Annotated in this window: 17 protein-coding genes and 3 pseudogenes; 11 read left to right on the top strand and 9 right to left on the bottom strand. The window is 72.5% G+C overall.

Annotated features, from left to right (window positions below):
* Nucleotides 1-82: 82 nt before the first annotated feature.
* The 6 genes and pseudogenes from P0R35_RS14335 to P0R35_RS14315 all read left to right on the top strand — a co-directional run.
* Nucleotides 83-358: pseudogene (locus P0R35_RS14335) on the top strand (ubiquitin-like small modifier protein 1); the annotation flags it as partial.
* Nucleotides 335-712, top strand: a complete 378-nt coding sequence (locus P0R35_RS16855) for a MoaD-like domain-containing protein (protein WP_490396515.1) — start codon at nt 335-337, stop codon at nt 710-712. The pseudogene P0R35_RS14335 and the gene P0R35_RS16855, both read left to right, overlap by 24 nt.
* Nucleotides 712-1128 carry a DUF8048 family protein gene (locus P0R35_RS14330; protein ID WP_284013091.1) on the top strand — a complete coding sequence of 139 codons (417 nt, stop codon included), beginning with the start codon at nt 712-714 and terminating at the stop codon, nt 1126-1128. Before P0R35_RS16855 ends, P0R35_RS14330 begins: the two co-directional genes overlap by 1 nt.
* A 73-nt stretch (nt 1129-1201) precedes the next feature.
* Nucleotides 1202-1609, top strand: a complete 408-nt coding sequence (locus P0R35_RS14325; protein ID WP_284013090.1) for a response regulator — start codon at nt 1202-1204, stop codon at nt 1607-1609.
* 75 nt (nt 1610-1684) lie between these two features.
* Nucleotides 1685-2428 (top strand): AzlC family ABC transporter permease, encoded by a 744-nt coding sequence (locus P0R35_RS14320; RefSeq protein ID WP_284013089.1) that lies wholly within the window; start codon nt 1685-1687, stop codon nt 2426-2428.
* Entirely contained in the window at nt 2425-2772 is a 348-nt protein-coding gene (locus P0R35_RS14315) for an AzlD domain-containing protein (protein WP_284013088.1), read from the top strand. The genes P0R35_RS14320 and P0R35_RS14315 overlap by 4 nt, the downstream gene beginning before the upstream one ends.
* Here P0R35_RS14315 and P0R35_RS14310 read toward each other — a convergent pair whose 3' ends face one another.
* Together P0R35_RS14310 and P0R35_RS14305 are read right to left on the bottom strand one after the other, a co-directional pair.
* On the bottom strand, nt 2773-3054 hold the full coding sequence (locus tag P0R35_RS14310) for a DUF8066 domain-containing protein (protein ID WP_284013087.1): 282 nt from the start codon (nt 3052-3054) through the stop codon (nt 2773-2775). It abuts the gene before it with no gap.
* A gap of 111 nt (nt 3055-3165) precedes the next feature.
* The gene (locus tag P0R35_RS14305) at nt 3166-5094 is read right to left on the bottom strand and encodes an aldehyde ferredoxin oxidoreductase family protein (protein WP_284013086.1); all 1929 of its coding nucleotides are present in this window, start codon (nt 5092-5094) and stop codon (nt 3166-3168) included.
* Between the two features lie 139 nt (nt 5095-5233).
* On the opposite strand from P0R35_RS14305, the gene P0R35_RS14300 reads away from it, so the two are divergent.
* Entirely contained in the window at nt 5234-5620 is a 387-nt protein-coding gene (locus tag P0R35_RS14300; RefSeq protein WP_284013085.1) for a VanZ family protein, read from the top strand.
* 21 nt (nt 5621-5641) lie between these two features.
* Here the strand turns inward: P0R35_RS14300 and P0R35_RS14295 are convergent, their stop codons facing one another.
* Entirely contained in the window at nt 5642-6925 is a 1284-nt protein-coding gene (locus P0R35_RS14295; protein ID WP_284013084.1) for a bifunctional metallophosphatase/5'-nucleotidase, read from the bottom strand.
* 844 nt (nt 6926-7769) lie between these two features.
* Between P0R35_RS14295 and P0R35_RS14290 the strand changes: the two genes are divergently transcribed.
* The gene (locus P0R35_RS14290; protein WP_284013083.1) at nt 7770-8846 is read left to right on the top strand and encodes an archaeosine biosynthesis radical SAM protein RaSEA; all 1077 of its coding nucleotides are present in this window, start codon (nt 7770-7772) and stop codon (nt 8844-8846) included.
* A 293-nt stretch (nt 8847-9139) separates the two neighbouring features.
* On the opposite strand, the gene purQ is transcribed toward P0R35_RS14290, so the two are convergent.
* Nucleotides 9140-9817 carry a phosphoribosylformylglycinamidine synthase I gene (gene purQ, locus P0R35_RS14285; protein WP_284013082.1) on the bottom strand — a complete coding sequence of 226 codons (678 nt, stop codon included), beginning with the start codon at nt 9815-9817 and terminating at the stop codon, nt 9140-9142.
* The gene (purS, locus tag P0R35_RS14280) at nt 9814-10068 is read right to left on the bottom strand and encodes a phosphoribosylformylglycinamidine synthase subunit PurS (RefSeq protein WP_284013081.1); all 255 of its coding nucleotides are present in this window, start codon (nt 10066-10068) and stop codon (nt 9814-9816) included. The genes purQ and purS overlap by 4 nt, the downstream gene beginning before the upstream one ends.
* Nucleotides 10069-10190: 122 nt before the next feature.
* On the opposite strand from purS, the pseudogene P0R35_RS14275 reads away from it, so the two are divergent.
* Nucleotides 10191-11075 (top strand): annotated as a pseudogene (locus tag P0R35_RS14275) (formyltetrahydrofolate deformylase); the annotation flags it as partial.
* Between the two features lie 284 nt (nt 11076-11359).
* Here P0R35_RS14275 and P0R35_RS14270 read toward each other — a convergent pair.
* Complete coding sequence (locus tag P0R35_RS14270; RefSeq protein ID WP_284013080.1) at nt 11360-12379, bottom strand: phosphoribosylaminoimidazolesuccinocarboxamide synthase; 1020 nt, start codon at nt 12377-12379, stop codon at nt 11360-11362.
* 193 nt (nt 12380-12572) lie between these two features.
* Here P0R35_RS14270 and P0R35_RS14265 point away from each other — a divergent pair, with 193 nt between their 5' ends.
* Nucleotides 12573-13598, top strand: a complete 1026-nt coding sequence (locus P0R35_RS14265) for a phosphotransferase family protein (RefSeq protein WP_284013079.1) — start codon at nt 12573-12575, stop codon at nt 13596-13598.
* Nucleotides 13599-13663: 65 nt separating this feature from the next.
* Here the strand turns inward: P0R35_RS14265 and P0R35_RS14260 are convergent, their stop codons facing one another.
* Nucleotides 13664-15100 carry an FAD-binding oxidoreductase gene (locus tag P0R35_RS14260; protein WP_284013078.1) on the bottom strand — a complete coding sequence of 479 codons (1437 nt, stop codon included), beginning with the start codon at nt 15098-15100 and terminating at the stop codon, nt 13664-13666.
* Between the two features lie 132 nt (nt 15101-15232).
* Here P0R35_RS14260 and cofH point away from each other — a divergent pair, with 132 nt between their 5' ends.
* On the top strand, nt 15233-16636 hold the full coding sequence (gene cofH, locus P0R35_RS14255) for a 7,8-didemethyl-8-hydroxy-5-deazariboflavin synthase subunit CofH (RefSeq protein ID WP_284013077.1): 1404 nt from the start codon (nt 15233-15235) through the stop codon (nt 16634-16636).
* 159 nt (nt 16637-16795) lie between these two features.
* Here cofH and P0R35_RS14250 read toward each other — a convergent pair.
* Together P0R35_RS14250 and P0R35_RS14245 are read right to left on the bottom strand one after the other, a co-directional pair.
* A pseudogene (locus tag P0R35_RS14250) lies at nt 16796-17186 on the bottom strand (DUF7971 family protein).
* A 75-nt stretch (nt 17187-17261) separates the two neighbouring features.
* On the bottom strand, nt 17262-17417 hold the full coding sequence (locus tag P0R35_RS14245; protein ID WP_284013076.1) for a hypothetical protein: 156 nt from the start codon (nt 17415-17417) through the stop codon (nt 17262-17264).
* Nucleotides 17418-17619: the final 202 nt, after the last annotated feature.

Below are 17619 nucleotides of genomic sequence, written 5' to 3'. Positions count from 1 at the left end.
CGGGTCGCGGGCGACCGCGGTCGCGGCGTCGCGCCCCGCCCGCGCCGCGCACCTTTTTACCCGCCTCCACCCACCTGCGGACATGGAGCTCACGCTGAAGTTCTTCGCCACCTTCCGGGAGGCGGTCGGGTCCAAGATCGTCGAGCGGGAGTTCGCCGACGCGTCCACCGTCGGCGACGTGCTCGCCGCCCTCGAGGCGGAGTACGAGGGGCTCGCGGGGAACCTCCTCGTCGACGGGGACCTGAAGCCGCAGATCAACGTCCTGCTCAACGGCCGGGAGGTCCTCCACATGGAGGGCGTCGACACCGGCGTCGCCGACGGCGACACCCTCGCGGTGTTCCCGCCCGTCGCCGGCGGCGGCGTCGACTGCGACCGCCGCGGGGCGACGGGCGACCCGCACCGTGCCGACGGCGGCGCCGGGGGCGACGACGGGACCGGGGACGCCGCGACGCGCGTCGAGGCGTACCGCGGCATCTCGCGGCGCCTCGCCGTCCACTACCTCCGCAACCTCGGCGGCGAGGCCGACGCCCCCGACGAGGAGGCGACGGCGGTCGTCGGCGACGGCTGGCGCGCGAGCGTCGACACCGCGGAGGTGAACGCCGCGGGGAGCATCACGCTCACCGAGGTGACCGTCACCTTCGAGGGCGACGCGGCCGCGCTCGACGACCTCGTCGAGCGGTTCGGACGGAAGGCGATGCGCGCGGGCGGGTGATGGCCGGCGGCGACGGGGGCGACGCGCCGGCCGAGCGCGACTACGACCCCGAGGCGCGCGACCGCGGCCACCCGATCGACGCGAACGCGCTCATGATCGCCGCCGCGAAGGCGAGCGTCGGCGCGGGCCGCCTCCCGGAACTGCTGCGTCGGGCGGACGACCACCTGCGCGCGAACGCCGACGAGTACGAGCGCCGCTTCGAGCGCGTCGACGACACCGACGGCGTCGCCACCTACCTCGTCCCGGACGGCCACTGGGCCGAGGTGGGCGAGGCGCTCGGGGTGAACCGCCGCGAGGTCGACGCGCTCCGGCGCGCCCACGAGCAACACCTCCTCCGTGTCGGCACGCGCAGTCGGCGCCGCCGGGAGTTCGAGACGGCGCTCGAACTCCGGGAGGCCGCCGTCGTCGAGCGCTGATCGGGTTTCGTTCCGCCGTTCGCTCGCGGATCCAACGGCGCACATTTATTACTCGACGGACGTGTTGACGAACGTGAACGACCGCGTGCTCGTCGTCGAGGACTCCGCCTTCCAGCGGGCACGCATCCGCGAGTGTCTCGAGCCGACGTTCGAGGTCGTCGCGTCGGTCGGCGACGGCGACGCCGCGGTCGACGCCTACCGCGAGCACGACCCCGACGCGGTGACGATGGATTTCGCGCTCCCCGGCCGCGACGGGCCGGCCGCGACCGCCGCCATCGTCGCCGACGACCCCGACGCCGTGGTCGTCTTCTGTTCGTGCGTCGCCCAGCAGGCGCAGTTCAAACGCGCGATCCGGGCGGGCGCGGCCGACTACGTCCGCAAGCCGTTCGACGAGGAGACGCTCGTGACGGCGCTGCGGGGGGCCGTAGCCGACGCGGAGGGGGACGCCGACCCCGTCGACGCCCGGCCCGTCTCGGAGTGAGCGGGCCGCGGGCCGTCCGGGCGGCCCGTTCGCCGGGACCGACGACACCTTGAGGCCACACGGCGCGCGTTCGACATGGACAGTCGCCTCCCGCCCGACCTCCGCGAGGGGGTCCGGGACACGCTCCCGCTCCTGTTGGGCATCGTCCCGTTCGCGCTCGTCGCCGGCGTCGCGGGCGTCGAGGCCGGCCTCACGCCGCTCCAGACGGTCGGGTTCTCGGTGGTCGTGTTCGCCGGCGCCTCCCAGTTGGCCGCCATCGAACTGCTCGGCGACGACGCCGCGCTCGTCACCGTCGTCCTCACCGTCGTCGTGATCAACCTCCGGATGCTGATGTACTCGGCGTCCATCGCGCCGTACTTCCGCCACCTCTCGACGCGGGTGCGCGCCGGCTGTGCGTACGTGCTCACCGACCAGGCGTACGCGCTGGCGCTGGCCCGCTACGCGGGGGACGACGACGGCGACATCCGCCGGCCGTTGTACTACCTCGGCGTCGCGTGGACGCTGTGGGTCGTCTGGCAGGCCGGCACCGTCGTCGGCGTCGTCTTCGGCGCCGCCGTCCCCGACGGGTGGCGCCTCGGGTTCGCCGTGCCGCTCGTGTTCCTCGCGCTGGTCGTGCCCGCGGTCGCCGACGGCGCGACGCTCGTCGCGGCCGTCGTCGGCGGGGGCGTCGCGGTCGTCGGCGCCGGCCTCGACTACAACGCGGGGCTGATCCTCGGCGGCGTCGTCGGCGTCCTCGCGGGCGTGGCCGCCGAGCGCGCCGGGCTCGCCGGCGGCGACGGCGACGCTGACGACGGCGACGCCGCGGAGGGCCACCCGTGACGACGACGTACGGACCGCTGTCGGTGTGGGGCGTGATCGTCGCCGGCGGCGTCGCCACGTTCGCGATCCGGCTGTCGTTCGTCCACCTGTTCGGCCGCGTCGACGACGTCCCGCCGTGGCTCGAGCGCGCGCTGGTGTACGTCCCCGCGGCCGTGCTGGCCGCGCTCGTCGCGCCGAGTTTCGCCCCCGCGTCCGCGACCGTGTCGGCGGCGCTCGCGCCCGACTACCTCCCGGAGCTGTGCGGCGGGCTGGCCGCGGTGCTGGCGGCGTGGTACACCGAGGACGTGCTGTGGACGGTCGCCGCCGGGATGGCGGCCCTCCACCTCGCGCGGTTCCTGCTGTAGCTACGCCTCGGCTGGCTCGTCGGTGTCGTCGGTGTCGGTGTCGGTGGCCGGCGAGGCGGCGGCCGCGCGACGCGCCTGTGCGTCGGCGATCCGTTCGTGGGCACGGACGAAGCGGTAGAGGAGCCACAGCAGGAGCCCGAGCGACACGTAGGAGACGACCAGCAGGATCTGCGACTGGATCACCACCGCGTACAGCGCGAGGAGCACGAACGCGACGGCCGCGGCGATACCGGGCGGCGAGCGGAGCGACTCGCGGAGGGACGGCGGGGACTCGGTCGGCATGTGGGATCCGAACGGGGGCGACGTGGCAAAAAGGTGGGAGATCGGCGCGCGTGGAGCCGCCGCTGGCGGGCGAGCGTCGAAAGAAGGTCGCGTCCGTGTGGGCGGCTCGCGTCAGTCGTCGGCGGGTGCGACGCCGGAGTCGCCCGAGGAGACGCCCGTGCCCGGCCCGATGTCGATGCCGAGCTCGTCGAGCTTCTCGTCGGGGACGACGCCGTCGACCCAGCCGCGGACCTCGTAGTACTCCGCTTTCATCTCGGGGAGCTCGCAGTACTCGCCCTCGGAGGCGCCCTGCCCGCGGATGCCGTCCTCGAGGAAGCGTGCCGGCAGCGAATCGTCCGAGCCGTCGAAGCCCGCGAGGTTGTTGTAGTACCGCTCGAGCGTGTACACGCGCTCGCCGGACTCCAGCAGCTCCTCCTCGGAGACGTCGAGGCCCGTCATGCCGTTGTACTGCATGACGTACTCCTCGATGCCCTCCGCGAAGGCGTTGAACTTGCAGATGTCGAACGAGTCCGAGATGGCGTGCATGTCCTGGAAGGTAGCCGTCAGCTCGCCTTTCCCCTCCCAGGCGTACGGGTCGACCTTCTGCGGGAGGCCGAGGATCTCGGCCGAGGGGGTGTACGCGCGCAGGTGGCACGCGCCGCGGTTCGAGGTCGCGTACGCGATGCCCATGCCCTTCATGCAGCGCGGATCGTACGCCGGGATCGTCTGGCCCTTGACGGCCAGCGAGTTGCCGGCGGCGTCGAAGCGCTCGGCGAGGCCGTTGGCGCCCGCCGCGAGCGCGTCCGCGAGCTCGCCGTCGCGGTGGGCCGTCTCCGTGATCAGGTCGATCATGCGCTCGGTGTCGCCCCAGTCGAGCTGCTCGTCGAGGTCGTCGAGTTTGCCCTCCTCGGACATCTCCATCGCCATCGCCATCATGTTCCCCATCTCGATGGTGTCGACGCCCATGTCGTTACACCGGTCGAGCATGATCGCGATCTCGTCGCGCTCGGTGTGGCCCGAGTTGGGGCCCAGCGCGAACGCCGTCTCGTACTCGTACGACTCGGTCCGGACGTTCATCTCCTCGCCCTTGTGCATCACCGACACCTCGACCTCCTTCTTGCAGGCGACCGGGCAGGAGTGACACGTCGGCTCGTCGACGAGGATGTTCTCGCGGACGTTCTCGCCGGAGACGCGCTCGGCGTCGATGTCGATCCCCTCGGCGTCGCGCATCGCCCCCGTCGAGGTGTACTTCGCGTTCTTCGTCGGGAGCCCGTCCATCTCCTCGGTCGCGTTCATCAGGACGTTCGTCCCGTACAGCGACAGGCCGCCCTCGTTGGGCGCGGTAACCTCCGACTCCCGGATCACCTGCATCGCCTGCTGGTACCCCTGTTTGAACGTCTCGGGATCCTTCGGCTTGGGCATCCTCGTGCCCGACTTGACGACGACCGCCTTGAGGTTCTTCGACCCCATGACGGCGCCGGTGCCGCCGCGCCCGGAGGCGCGGTCGTCCTCGTTGACGATGCAGGCGTACTTCACGCCGTTCTCGCCGCCCGGTCCGATCGCCATCACGGAGACGTTCTTGCCGACCGAGCCGTCGACCTCCTCACCGAGCGTGTCGATGGTGTCGTGGACGCCCATCCCCGTCAGGTGGGAGGCGTCGCGCAGCTCCACCTCGCCGTCCTCGACGTAGGCGTACACCGGCTCGTCGCTGGCGCCGTCGAACACGAGGCCGTCGAAGCCCGACCACTTGAGGCGCGCGCCCGACCAGCCGCCGTGGTGGCTGTCGGTGACCGTGCCCGTGAGGGGGGACTTCGTCACGACCGCGATCCGACCGGACATGACGGTCTGCGTGCCCGTCAGCGGGCCGTTCATGAAGCACAGCCGGTTCTCGGGGCCCATCGGGTCGACGTCCGGACCGGCGTCGAACACGTACTTCACGCCGAGGCCGCGCGCGCCGATGTACTTCTTGGCGTCCTCGTCGTCGATACCCGCGTACGATACGTCACCGCTGGAGAGGTCCACGTGGCCGACGTGGTCCCGGAAACCGCCGAGGTCTGTCATGGTTAATCTACAATCGTTATATCGGACTGGAGTCTGTTAGCCGTTGCCACGTCGGGGTAACCGGATCCGGTTTCGAGACTCGTCACCGAGTCGAACCCGGTCGTCGGTGTTTTCCCCGCGCAGTCCGGTGGTACGGTCGATGACCGACGACCGACGGCGACTAGCAGTTTTCGTCGCCGTCGCGGCGACAGTCGTCGTCGCCTCGCTCCTCCCGGGCCCGTCGGCCGCCGGCGGGGAGCCGACCCCGGACGCCGCGCCGCCGGGCACGGATCTGGTGCTCCACGCGGCCGGCTACGCGGCGGTGGCGTACGCGATGGCCCGGGCGCTGCCCGCGCGCGACCGCCGACGCGACGCGCTGGTCCCGCTTGCGGGCGTGGTCGTCGCGGCCGTCGCGCTCGGCGCCGGCGTCGAACTCGCGCAGGGGCTCGTCCCGGGTCGGACCCCGTCGGTGCTCGACGCCGTCGCCAACGCGGTCGGCGCGCTGGCGGGCGTCCTGTGGTGGCGCCGTCGCCGGCGGCGCGAGTGAGCCGGGACCGCTGGCGCCGTCTCAGCGGCCGGCGGGGGCGCCGCGCCCGCGGTCGCGAACGGTCGCGGTCACGTCGGCGTTGAGCCGCGAGCGCTCGAAGTAGACGTGGTCGAACTCCGTGGAGTCGTACTCGGCGTACAGGTCCACCGGGAGTTCGTCGCCGTCGGCGGCGTCCCCGACCGCGTCGGCCAGCGCCGCGTCGTCGACGCGGGCGACGAGCGTCCCCTCGTCGGCGTCGAACACGGCGTGCTCGGCGGCGACGCGCTCCCCGTCGGGCGACCGAACCGCGACGGTGTCGGTCGCGACCGACTCGACGTCGGCGGGCGTGTCGAACCGCGCGACGACCTTCCCGTTGCCGTCGACGGTGACCGACGCGTCCGGGAGGTCGCGGTCGACGCGCTGCATCCGCCCCTCGACGGTCGGCGCGACCGTCCCGCGGGCGTCGAGGTACTCGACGACCGCCGTCGCCAGCAGCACGTCCGTCTCGGCGACCCGCGGCTTGTCGGCGAGCGGGTAGCCGCTCCCGCCGGCCGCGATGAAGCTGTTGACGGCGACCTCGTACGTCGCCTCGGGGTCGAGCGGCTCGCCGCCGACGCGCACGTCGCGGACCCGCTCGTCGACGCCCTCGTGGGGCACCCACTCGAAGCGGACGCCGCTGACCTGCTGGGAGATCTCCTCGCCGAACGCCCGTCCGGTGTCGCTCTCCAGCGTGATCACCTGACTCGCGAGCGTCTCGACGAGTTCCTCCCCGGTCAGCTCGACGGTGACGAGCGTGTTGGCGAACGGGAGCGTGTTGAACACGTCGCCGCCGGTGATGGGGCCGGGGCCGTACACCGCGTTCGACCGGATGCCGCCGGCGTTGGTGATCGCCACGTCGGCGCCGGTGCGCTCGCGCATCGCGTCGGTGATCAGGTTGCCGTAGTTGCTCTCGCGGTGGTAGTTGGTCGCGAACCGCGCGTCCAGCGGCACCGCGGACTCGGCGATCACCGTGTCGAGTTTCGCCTCGCCCCGGTAGTCCGCGATCGTCGCGGACGCCTCGGGGTCTTTCGGGATCCCGTCGGTCACCGGGAGCAGGTCGCCGTCGAAGCCGGTGACGGCGCCGGCGTCGGTGTCGACGGAGAGGCGGAGTTCGCCGAGGTAGTTCGCGCGGGCCTCCCCCTCGGTGACGACCGTGCCGCTCGTCGCTTCGGGCGGGTAGACGATCTCGTCGTCGCCGGCGACGACCACGTCGATGGCGTCATCGGTGTCGGCCTCGGCCAGCGCCTCCGCGTCGGGGACGCCGGTGTGGGCCAGCGCGACGACCACGTCGACGTCTTCCTCCTCGCGGAGTCGCTTCGCCTCGGCCGGGCCGGTCTCGGTGTAGTCCTCGACACGGAGCCCCTCGCCCTCGAAGTCGATGTTCGTCTTGCCGAACGTCGCCCCGTCGTCGACGAGGCCGATGAGCCCGACACGGACGCCGCCGCGGTCGACGACCCGGGCGGATTCGGTGCCGGCGAACGCCTCGCCGGTGTCGGCGTCGACGAGGTTCGTCGCGAGCCACGGGAACCGCGAGTCGTTCGTGACGCCGCCGCCGCTCTCGGCGTCGGTGATCGCGTCGAAGCCCGTAGTCGAACTCGTGGTTGCCGATCACGTCGGCGTCCGGACCGATCCGGTTCAACACGTCGACCGGGCACCGCCACTGGGAGATCGGCCCCAGCGCGTGCGGGCCGACCTGGTCGCCGCCCCCGACGACGACCACGGGGCCGTCGGCGGCCGCGCGCCGCCGCTCGATCAGCGTCACCAGCCGCGGGAAGTTCACGTCCTCCGCCGCGGCGGTCTGGATGTCGTTGTACGACAACACCGTCAGCGTCGTGTCGCCGGTCGCGTCCGTCGCGGCCGTCGCCGACCCCGACAGGACCGATCCCCCCCAGGAGGAGTCCACCCGCCTTGAGCACCTCGCGTCGCTCGCACACACCGTCTCGTGGCATCGATCGTCTCCTGTATCCGAGCGTTGGAAAAACTACCTACATAGCGAAATATAATCACGAGTACCGGCCGGTGACGGTCACGAGCCCGCACGCGTCGTCGGCGTCGCCGCCGGCCGGGCGACCGGTCGCGTCCGGAGCGGGCGAGCGAAGCCGTTTTCCGCCGGACCCGCCCAGTCCCGACAATGAGCAAGCCGAGCCCCGAGGCCCACGAGCGCGACCGGGGGATGGACGCGCACAACGCCGTCATGCGCGACATCCGGGCCGAGCGCGACGAGACGTACGACGCCCACGAGCCGACCCGCGTGTGGCTCGACGAGGACAACACCCCCCAGGGAGTGAAGACCAGCCTCACGATCATCCTCAACACCGGCGGCTGTCGGTGGGCCCGCGCCGGCGGCTGCACGATGTGCGGCTACGTCGCCGAGTCCGTCGAGGGGGGCAGCGTCTCCCACGAGGCGCTGATGGACCAGATCGACGTGTGTCTCGACCACGAGGCGGAGAACGCGGACGAGCCGGCCGAACAGATCAAGATCTACACCTCCGGCTCGTTCCTCGACGAGCGCGAGGTGCCCGCCGAGAGCCGCCGCGCCATCGCCGAGACGTTCGGCGACCGCGAGCGGATCGTCGTCGAGTCGCTCCCCGACTTCGTCTCCGCCGAGAAGCTCTCGGCGTTCACCGAGCAGGGGCTGGAGACGGACGTGGCGATCGGGCTGGAGACCGCGACCGACCGCGTCCGCCACGACTGCGTGAACAAGTACTTCGACTTCGCGGACTTCGAGGACGCCTGCGCGGCGGCCGCCGACGCCGACGCCGGCGTGAAGGCGTACCTCCTGATGAAGCCCCCGTTCCTCGCGGAGTCGGAGGCGCTCGAGGACATGGTGTCGTCGGTCGAGCGCTGTGCGGGCGTCGACAACTGCCACACCGTGTCGATGAACCCGTGTAACGTCCAGCGGTACACGATGGTCGACGAGCTCCACTTCCGCGGCGGGTACCGGCCGCCGTGGCTGTGGTCGGTCGCCGCGGTGCTGGAGCGCACCGCCGACGCCGACGCCATCGTCGTCTCCGACCCCGTCGGCGCCGGCGCCGACCGCGGCGCCCACAACTGCGGCGAGTGCGACGACCGCGTCCAGACCGCGATCAAGGACTTCGACCTCCGGCAGGACCCCTCGGTGTTCGAGCAGGTGGCCTGCGAGTGCGAGCGCACGTGGGAACTCGTGTTGGCGGAGGAGACCGCGTACGGCCAGCCGCTGGCGCGCTGAGGCGGCCGCCGCCCCCCGTCGCCGGTGCGGGGGCCCGGGGGACAGACGGCGTCTGACGCGCGGCATACAGCTAAGTACCTTGCTACCATGTGACAACAACATGGGGCCGACAGACCGTGCCGTGTTCACCTGTGCCGACTGTGGAGCGTCAGCGCCGTCGTTCGGGATCGACTACGACCGGCTCGGCTATCCGGTGTGTCCCGCGTGTGAGGCCGTCGAGAGCCCGCTCGGGGGACCGGGCGCCCGCGTCAGACCCTGACCGGGGCGCGTCGGCGACACGCTCGCTCGGTCGACTACTCCGCGAACGCCCGGAGCACGCCCTGGCCGTCGGTGCCCCCGACGTCCGGGAGCGTCGCGCGCTCGGGGTGGGGCATCATCACGGCGACCGAGTCGCGGGCGCCGAGCACGCCCGCGACGTTCGCCGTCGAGCCGTTCGGGTTCGCCGCGTCGGTGACGTTCCCGTCGGCGTCGCAGTAGCGGAACAGCACGCGGTTCTCGGCCTCCAGCGTCTCCAGCCGGTCGGCGCGGATCTCGAAGCGGCCCTCCCCGTGGGCGATCGGCACCTCGATCACCGCGCCCTCGTCGTAGGCGGCCGTCCACGGGGTGTCGGCGCGCTCGACGCGGAGGTGGACGTGTTCACACTGGAACCGCGCCGACCGGTTCGTCGTGAACGCGCCCTCGGTGAGCCCGGACTCGCAGCCGATCTGGGCGCCGTTGCAGACGCCGAGCACCGGCGTGCCAGCCTCGGCGGCCTCGCGGACCTCGGCCACGATCGGCGTGCGCGCGGCCATCGCGCCGGCGCGGAGGTAGTCGCCGTACGAGAAGCCGCCGGGGATCACGACGCCGTCGGTGTCGGCCGGGAGGCCGTCCTCGTGCCAGACGCGCTCGGCGTCGACGCCGAGGTGCGTGAGGGCGGCGACGGCGTCGCGGTCGCAGTTCGAGCCGCCGAACTGGATCACCGAGACGGTCATTCGCGTGCCTCGACCGCCACCTCGTAGTCGTGGATGGTCGGGTTCGCGAGCAGGCGGTCGGCCATCTCGCCGGCGCGCTCGCGCGCCGCGTCGGCGTCGGCGGCGTCCAAGTCGATCTCGAAGCGGTCCGCCGAGCGCAGGTCCTCGAGTTCGAAGCCGAGGCGTTCGAGCGCGCGCGCGGTCGTCTCGGCCTCCGGGTCGAGCACGCCGTGTTTCAGACGGACCGTCACCGTGGCGGTGTAGCCGGTCATCGTCCGACCCTGCGAGGTCGTGCGCAAAATCCGTTTCGGGACGCGCTCGCTATGCACGTTCGTGGATGGCAGTCGTCGCGCGGAGCGACACCGGTTTACTCGCGGACGAGGAAACGAGGGGTATGGAAGGGGCCGACCGTCCGAATCCGAGGCGCTGGGACACCGAGATCGTCGTCGTCGGGGACGACGCGACCGGACTGGTCGCCCGCGTCACCTCGCTGTTGTTCGAGCGGGGGTGCAACATCGAGGACCTCGACCAGGACGTCCGCGACGGCGTGTTCCGGATGCGCCTGCACGCCGACACCGACGGGATGGTGTGCAAGCCCGAGACGCTGGAGGAGGACCTCGCGGATCTGGGCGACGACCTCGGGGTCGACATCCGGGTCCGCCTCGCGGACGCGGAGGCGGCCCGGAAGGCCGCGCTGCTCGTCACGAAGGAGGAGCACGCCCCCCGCGCGGTGCTGGAGGCGTGCCGCGACGACAGGCTCGACGCGGAGGTGCCGGTGATGATCGGCAACCACTCGACGCTCCGCTCGCTCGCCGAGGAGTACGACGTCCCGTTCGTCGACGTCGGCGACGAGAAGGGCTCCCACGACGAGCGGGAACTGCTGCGCGTGCTCGACGAGTACGACGTCGACTGCCTCGTGCTCGCGCGGTTCATGCGCATCCTCTCGCCGGAGGTCGTGTTCCGCTACGAGGGCCGGATCGTCAACGTCCACCCGTCGCTGCTGCCGGCGTACCCCGGCGCGGAGGCGTACCGGCAGGCCGTCGAGGGCGGCGCGCGCGTCCACGGCGCCACCGCCCACTACGTGACGACCGACCTCGACCAGGGGCCGATCATCGCCCAGCGGGCGTTCCGCGTCGACCCCGACGACGACGCAGAGGACCTGAAGGAGCGCGGCCAGCCGCTGGAGGCGGAGGCGCTCGTCGCCGGCCTGCAGGCCCACCTCGACGACGCCGTCGTCGTGCGCCGCGGGCGCACCCACTTCCGCGAGGGGTCGACCCGGACGCGTACGACCTCGGCGGCGTCGCCCCGGCGCCCGAGTGAGCGGCCGTCGGTCGACCGCCGGCACGGGTTAGCCGCCGGCGACCGTGCTCCCGACACCGATGTCCGGAGGAACCGGAGCCGCCGGGGGTGCGGACGCGATGCTGACGCTGTTCCTGCTGTTCGTCGCGCTCGCGGCGCTGGCGGTGTTGCTGTACGTCGCGGCCGAGCTGCTCGGGTCGCTGCCGGACCCGCTCCCGCGGCGGTGAGGACCGACCGCCCGGACGGCGGGGCCGGACCGCCGCCTCACAGATCGCGGACGGCGTCGACCGCGTCGGCGACCGGGGGCGCGTCGAACCAGTCCGTCCCGGTGTAGGCGTTCGTCCCCGCGGCGTACATGTCGGCGACGCGCTCGACGACGGCGGGGTCGAGCGCGGGCGGCCGCTCGCCGCACAGCGCCTTCCAGTCGGCGACGCCCTCCGCGTCGGCGCGCGCCTTCGCGTCGCCCACGGCGGCGACCCAGTCGGGCGCGACCCGCTTGTAGTGCTGGCGGACGACTTCCTTGGACACCTCCTGCCCGTCGTACGCGAAGCGGTTCTCGTCGAACGTGCCGACGACGTCGGCGACGCGCACCTCGCCGTCGGCGTACACGCACTCGATCTTGCCGTCCTCGTGGACGAACCCCGCCGCGGCGGCGTGCTCGGTGACGACGTCGTTCACCTCGCGCGCGACCCGGTTCAGTTCGGGAAGCGGCGCCGCGCCGGCGATCCGTTCGGCCGCCTCGGCGTCGAGGTAGCGGTCCTGCTCCTCGTACTTGGTGGAGAACTCGATCCGCGGCTCGGGCAGGTCGACCGGCTCGTCGGGCCACGCGTCGCGGTCGAGTCCCACGTCGCGCGGGTCGACGCGCGAGCGGAGGCTGGAGCCGACGGGGACGGTGTTGCGGAACACGATCTCGAGGGGGACAACGTAGCCGGCGGCCGCCCGCGCCTCGGCGTGGAAGGCGTCGTAGTCGTACGCGCCGTCGACGAACGGGAGGTCCGGCACGGTCGCGAGGTCGATGGCGAGTTCGCGCGGCGGCCCGTCGACCGCCGACAGCGGCTCGGCGTCCGGGCCGACGCCGCGGTAGTGGGTGGGGACGCCCGCCCCCTCCAGCAGCTCGAAGTTGAACGCGCCCATCGTGCAGAGGCTCGCCCCCTTCCCCGGGATGGGGTCGGGCATCTTCCCCCAGTCGAACACGGAGTAGTCGTCGGTGAAGGCGAAGCGGCCGGCGCCGAGCGCGTCGTCGGTCGGCTCGGCCTCGACGATGAACTCCTTGACGCTCGTCATGGTCGGTGGCGCGCACGCGGGGGGCAAGAATCCTTCCACTCACGTGCCCACATGGGACCGGCCGGGCGCCCGAATCGACCACGGACGTGCATATCCGCCGACCGCCGGGCGACCCGCGGCACGCCGCTGCGCCGGCGGCCGGGGCGCCGCGGCGGGGCCAACGGTTTCCGTTCCGCGGCCGAGCCGTGGACGTGTGTTCACCGACACGGCGATCCGCGGAGCCGTCGCGGACGTCCACGACGCCGCGGTGGCGACGGTGAGCCCGGTCGAGCCGGGGAACAACCGCACCTACCGCGTGGCGTTCGACGACGGCCGGAACGTGCTCCTGAAGGTCGGAACGCGGTTCCCGGACCTCTTCCGGGCGGAGCCGGCGACGGTCGGGCTCGTCGCACGCGCGACGACCGTCCCGGTCCCCGAGGTACTGGCGACGGGCACCCGACCGCTCGGCGCCCCGTTCGCGGTGTACGAGTACGTCGACGGTGCGGACGTCGACTGGGTCGGCGAGCTCCCCGAGGCGACGGCGACGGCGCTCTGTCGGGAGGCCGGCGAGCATCTCGCCGCGCTGCACGACGTCTCGTTCCCCGCGTTCGGCCGCGTGGGCGTCGACTCGGAGGCCGGGGTCGCCGACTGCGCCGAGCCACGGGCGCCGGCGGACCCGAGTCGCCTCGCCGTCGTCGAGCCGCGCCCGTTCGGCGAGTCGCTTCGTCGGTCGCTCGACCGCCAACTGGCGGAGTTGGCGGGAACGCCCTTCGCCGACCGCCGGGCCGCGCTCGCGGCGGCGGGCGACCGGCTCGTCGACGACGTCGACCTCGACGGCGTCGACCCGGCGCTCGTCCACGGCGACTACCGGCTGGACAACCTCCGCGTCGACCCCGACGCCGAGCGGGTGACGGCCGCCGTGCTCGACTGGGAGCGCCCGACCGCGGCGGATCCGCTGTGGGACGCGGTCACGACGGAGACGTTGCTCACGACGGGGTCCCGTACCGACCGCGCGACGGGCGCGGCGCTTCGCTCGGCGTTTCGCACGGGGTACGGCGGGTACCCCGACGCGCCGACCCGGCTCCGGCTGTACGAACTGCTCGGTCGGCTCCGGCTGGCTCGCCACCTCGACGTCGAGACGAGCGGCGACTCCGCGTCGGCGCGGGCGGAGCGGGCGGAGGAGCATCGCGCGGCGTTCGACCGACTCCTCGCGGGAGGCTCGGTGCTCCGGGACGACTGATCCGTCGCGGGTGGTTCTCAGCCGGCTGCCCCGGTGTGTCGTCGCCCGGGGGGCGCTCGTGGCCGCTACTCCTCCGGGAGGACCTTCCCGGGGTTGAGCGTCCCGTTCGGGTCCAGCGCCCGCTTGATCGCCCGCATCGCGTCGACGGCGGCCGCGCCGTGCTCCGGTTCGAGGTAGTTCCGTTTGCCCGCGCCGATGCCGTGTTCGCCGGTCGCGGTGCCGCCCAACTCGATGGCGCGCTCCACGAGTTCGCCGTACGCCGCCTCCGCGCGGGCCAGTTCGTCGGGGTCGTCGGGGTCCCGCAGGACGAAGTAGTGGAGGTTGCCGTCGCCCGCGTGGCCGAAGCAGGGGACGAACAGGTCGTACTCGGCGGCGACGTCCTTCACCGCGCGGATCATCTCCGGGTACGAGCCGATGGGGACGGTGACGTCGCCGGGGTGGCCCATCTCCCGGTCGGGGTCGTACGCCTCGGCGGCGTAGGTGATGTCCTCGCGCGCCCGCCACAGCTCCGCCATCCGCTCGCCGCCGGCCGTCTCGAACCGCTCCACGTCGTGCGCCTCGAACACCGACCGGCAGAAGGCGACCTCCTCGTCGACCCCGTGGTTCGCGTGGAACTCGACGAACACCATCGGGCGCTCCGGCAGGGCCGCGTCGCTGTAGTCGTTCGCGAGCATCGCCGTCTCGGCGTCGATCAGTTCGATCTTCGCCACGTCGACGCCGGCGGTGACGGCGTCGGAGACGGCGGCGGTCGCGTCGTCGAGCGTCGGGAAGACGGCGCGGCCGCCCTCGATCTGGGCCGGCCGGCCCGCGAGTTCGAGCGTCGCGCGCGTGACGACCGCGAGCGTCCCCTCGCTGCCGACGATCAGCTCCTGCAGGTTGTAGCCGGCGGACGTCTTGGCCGCCTTCGAGCCGACGGTCGCCACCGAGCCGTCGGCGAACACCACCTCCAGTTCGAGCACCCAGTCGGCGACCTCCCCGTACTTCACCGTCCCCATGCCGGAGGCGTCGGTCGCGACCATCCCCCCGACGGTTGAGATGTCGCCCGAGGAGGGGAGCGGCGGGAAGAACAGGCCGTGTCGGGCGACGGCCTCGTCGACGTCGGCGCCGACGGCGCCCGGGCCCACGTCGACCTGCAGGTCGTCCGGCCGGACCTCGTGGACCTCGTCCATCCGGGTGAGGTCGAGGCTGATCCCGGCGTGTGCCGGCACCGCGCCGTCCTCCAGTCCCGTGCCCGCGGCGTACGCCGTGACGGGGACGCCGCGCTCGTCCGCCGCGCCCACGACCGCCGCGGCGTCCGCCGTCGACGCGGGGTACACGACCGCGTCCGGGCGGACCGCGTCGGCCGCGTCGGTGCCCCAGTCGGTCGCGTGCTCGTCGCGGTCGGAGATGCCCAGCGACACCTCGCCGTCGAGCGCGAGGGCGGCGAGGAACGACACGTCGTGTGTGGGCGGGTCGTCGTCGCCCGTGTCGTCGGTGGGCGCGCCGTCCGTCGTGTCAGTCATTGGCTCACCACGGGTCGCCGGCCGCATCAACGCACCGGTGAGCGCCGTCGCGCGCCGTCGACGACGCCGATCCGTGACCCCTCGGTGGCCGCTATCGCCCCGCTTTTCACCCCGCACCGATACCCTCCGACGATGACGCGTTCGGCGGCCGACCTCGACCCCGACGACCTCGGTTTCGAGCACACGCCCGACACCGACCAGTCGTTCGAGAACGCCTTGGCGAAGGCGCGCGACGGGGTCCGACTGACCGTCGACGACGCGGTCGAACTGTTCACGACCGGGAGCGACACGCCCGGCATCGACCGCGCGCGCAAGGAGGCGGTGCTGGAGGCGGCCGACCGCCGCCGCGCGGAGGTCGTCGGCGACGAGGTGACGTTCGTCGCCAACCTCAACAACAACGTCACGACCGCCTGCAACACGGGCTGTCTGTTCTGCAACTTCAAGGACACCGCCCACCAGTTCGAGGCCGACTACGACGCGGACCACGCGGGGTTCACGAAGACGCCCGCCGAGTCGCGGGAAGTGGTCGAGGCGGCCGTCGAACGGGGGATCTACGAGGTGTGCTCGGTGTCCGGGCTCCACCCCGGCTTCGCCCTGAACGACGAACACCACGAGATCCTCCGCGACTACGACGACGCCGCGAGCACGGCGAACTACAAGCCGCCCGAGACGTACGCGACCGACCCCGGCACGTACGTCGAGCAGGTGGACGCGATGAGCGTCGACGGCGTCCACCTCCACTCGATGACGCCCGAGGAGGCGTACCACGCCCGCCGCGGCACCGACTGGAGTTACGAGGCGGTGTACCGCGAACTCGCCGACGCGGGCCTCGACTCCGCGCCCGGCACGGCCGCGGAGATCCTCGTCGACGAGGTGCGCGACGTGATCTGCCCCGGGAAGATCGACTCGCAGGGGTGGGTCGACGCGATGGAGGGGGCGATGGCCGCCGGCCTCGACACGACCGCGACGATCATGTACGGCCACGTCGACAACGAGATGCACCGCGCGATGCACCTGAAACGGGTGCGCGACCTGCAGGACCGCACGGGCGGGATCACGGAGTTCGTCCCGCTGAGCTTCGTCCACGAGCGCACGCCGCTGTACGAGCACGGCGTCGTCTCCGGCGGGGCCAGCGACGCCGAGGACGAACTGATGATCGCCGTCTCGCGGCTGTTCCTCGACAACGTCGACAACGTCCAGACGTCGTGGGTGAAGTACGGCGACGAGAAGGCGCTGAAGACGCTTTCGTGCGGCGCGAACGACTTCATGGGCACCATCCTCTCCGAGGAGATCACCAAGCGCGCGGGCGGCTCGTTCGGCGAGTTCCGCAGTTTCGACGACTACGTCGAGTTGATCGCCTCGGTCGGTCGCGTCCCGGTCGAGCGCTCGACGGACTACCGCCGGCGGCGCCGGATCGACCCCGACGACGGCCCGCCGTTCGGCCCGACGCTCGGCCCGAAGGCGGACGGAACACCCCTGTTGAGCGAGCGCGAGCGCGCCGAGCGGGCGGGCGACGCGGCGACGGCCGACGACTGAGGGAGGCCCGTTCCGGCGACGCGAGCCGACTGACCACGGCCGCGTGGGAGTCGGTCGGCGGTCGACGACCGTCCCGCCGATCCTCGGGCGAGGCGTTCGCGGTCGTCGTGTCGGTCACGACGACGGACCCGTCACGGAGAACGAAGCCGACGTGTTCGTCTAGTCCTTCCCGAAGCGGATCCCGTCGTCGACGAGCCGGTAGTTGCGCTCGCGGTCGATGCGCTCGGCGAGCCAGTCGACCTCGTACACCTGTCCGGCCAACTCGATGTACAGGTCGCGCCACGCGATGGCGTAGATGGGCGACTGCCCCCACGCGCGCAGCTTCCGGCACGAACTCGTCGTACGTCTCGGCGCGCTCCTCGGCGTACTCGAGGAAGTCGACGGCGACGGCGGCCGCCTCGCCCTCGTCGGCGGCGGCGGCGAACCCCTCCTCCAGCGCCTGTCGGTAGCCGGCGACCGCGCGGCGGAGGTCCTGTTCGGCGTTGCCGTCCTCCTCGGGGAGCGATTCGAGCACGCCGCGCGGGATACCGAGGTCCAGATCCACGTCCATGTCCACGCCTTCGGCGGCCGCGGGGGAAAACCTTCCGTCGGCCGCCACGTCCGCCCGGGCGCCGGGGCGCGTCCCTCACGCGCCGTCGAGGAACCGCGACAGCGCCGCCGCACACTCCACACACAACAACGCCCGCAGCTCGCCGTCGGGCGCGATGCCGTCGACGGCGGCGTACTCGTCGCCCGGCGCGATGGTCGTCCCACAGCGGTCACAGTCGTGCGGTCGGCGCAACACCGTCGACCCCGTCGGGTCGTCCGCGCCCCCTCAGGGGTCCCCGAACGGGCCGGCGGCGCGCCCGGTCCGGAGACCGACCGCCGGAGCGCGGGGCGCGACGACTGGGACGACGACGCCGGACACCGTGTCGAGGAGTGTGGGGAGCATGGTCGCCCGCACACTCCGGCGCGTAATAAGCACGCGTCCCGTCGCGGCCGTC

Origin of the sequence: Halobaculum litoreum (assembly GCF_030127125.1) — an archaeon.
Lineage (GTDB): Archaea > Halobacteriota > Halobacteria > Halobacteriales > Haloferacaceae > Halobaculum > Halobaculum litoreum.
The sequence above is the reverse complement of the archived record's forward strand: the minus strand, read 5'-3'. Positions and strand labels throughout refer to the sequence as shown.

Coding starts and splice junctions, on each gene's coding strand:
- P0R35_RS14305 (WP_284013086.1), bottom strand. CDS start 5,094: ATGACAGACCTCGGCGGTTTCCGGGACCACGTCGGCCACGTGGACCTC.
- P0R35_RS14260 (WP_284013078.1), bottom strand. CDS start 15,100: ATGACTGACACGACGGACGGCGCGCCCACCGACGACACGGGCGACGAC.
- purS (WP_284013081.1), bottom strand. CDS start 10,068: ATGACCGGCTACACCGCCACGGTGACGGTCCGTCTGAAACACGGCGTG.
- P0R35_RS14330 (WP_284013091.1), top strand. CDS start 712: ATGGCCGGCGGCGACGGGGGCGACGCGCCGGCCGAGCGCGACTACGAC.
- P0R35_RS14290 (WP_284013083.1), top strand. CDS start 7,770: ATGAGCAAGCCGAGCCCCGAGGCCCACGAGCGCGACCGGGGGATGGAC.
- cofH (WP_284013077.1), top strand. CDS start 15,233: ATGACGCGTTCGGCGGCCGACCTCGACCCCGACGACCTCGGTTTCGAG.
- purQ (WP_284013082.1), bottom strand. CDS start 9,817: ATGACCGTCTCGGTGATCCAGTTCGGCGGCTCGAACTGCGACCGCGAC.
- P0R35_RS14320 (WP_284013089.1), top strand. CDS start 1,685: ATGGACAGTCGCCTCCCGCCCGACCTCCGCGAGGGGGTCCGGGACACG.
- P0R35_RS14310 (WP_284013087.1), bottom strand. CDS start 3,054: ATGCCGACCGAGTCCCCGCCGTCCCTCCGCGAGTCGCTCCGCTCGCCG.
- P0R35_RS14300 (WP_284013085.1), top strand. CDS start 5,234: ATGACCGACGACCGACGGCGACTAGCAGTTTTCGTCGCCGTCGCGGCG.
- P0R35_RS14270 (WP_284013080.1), bottom strand. CDS start 12,379: ATGACGAGCGTCAAGGAGTTCATCGTCGAGGCCGAGCCGACCGACGAC.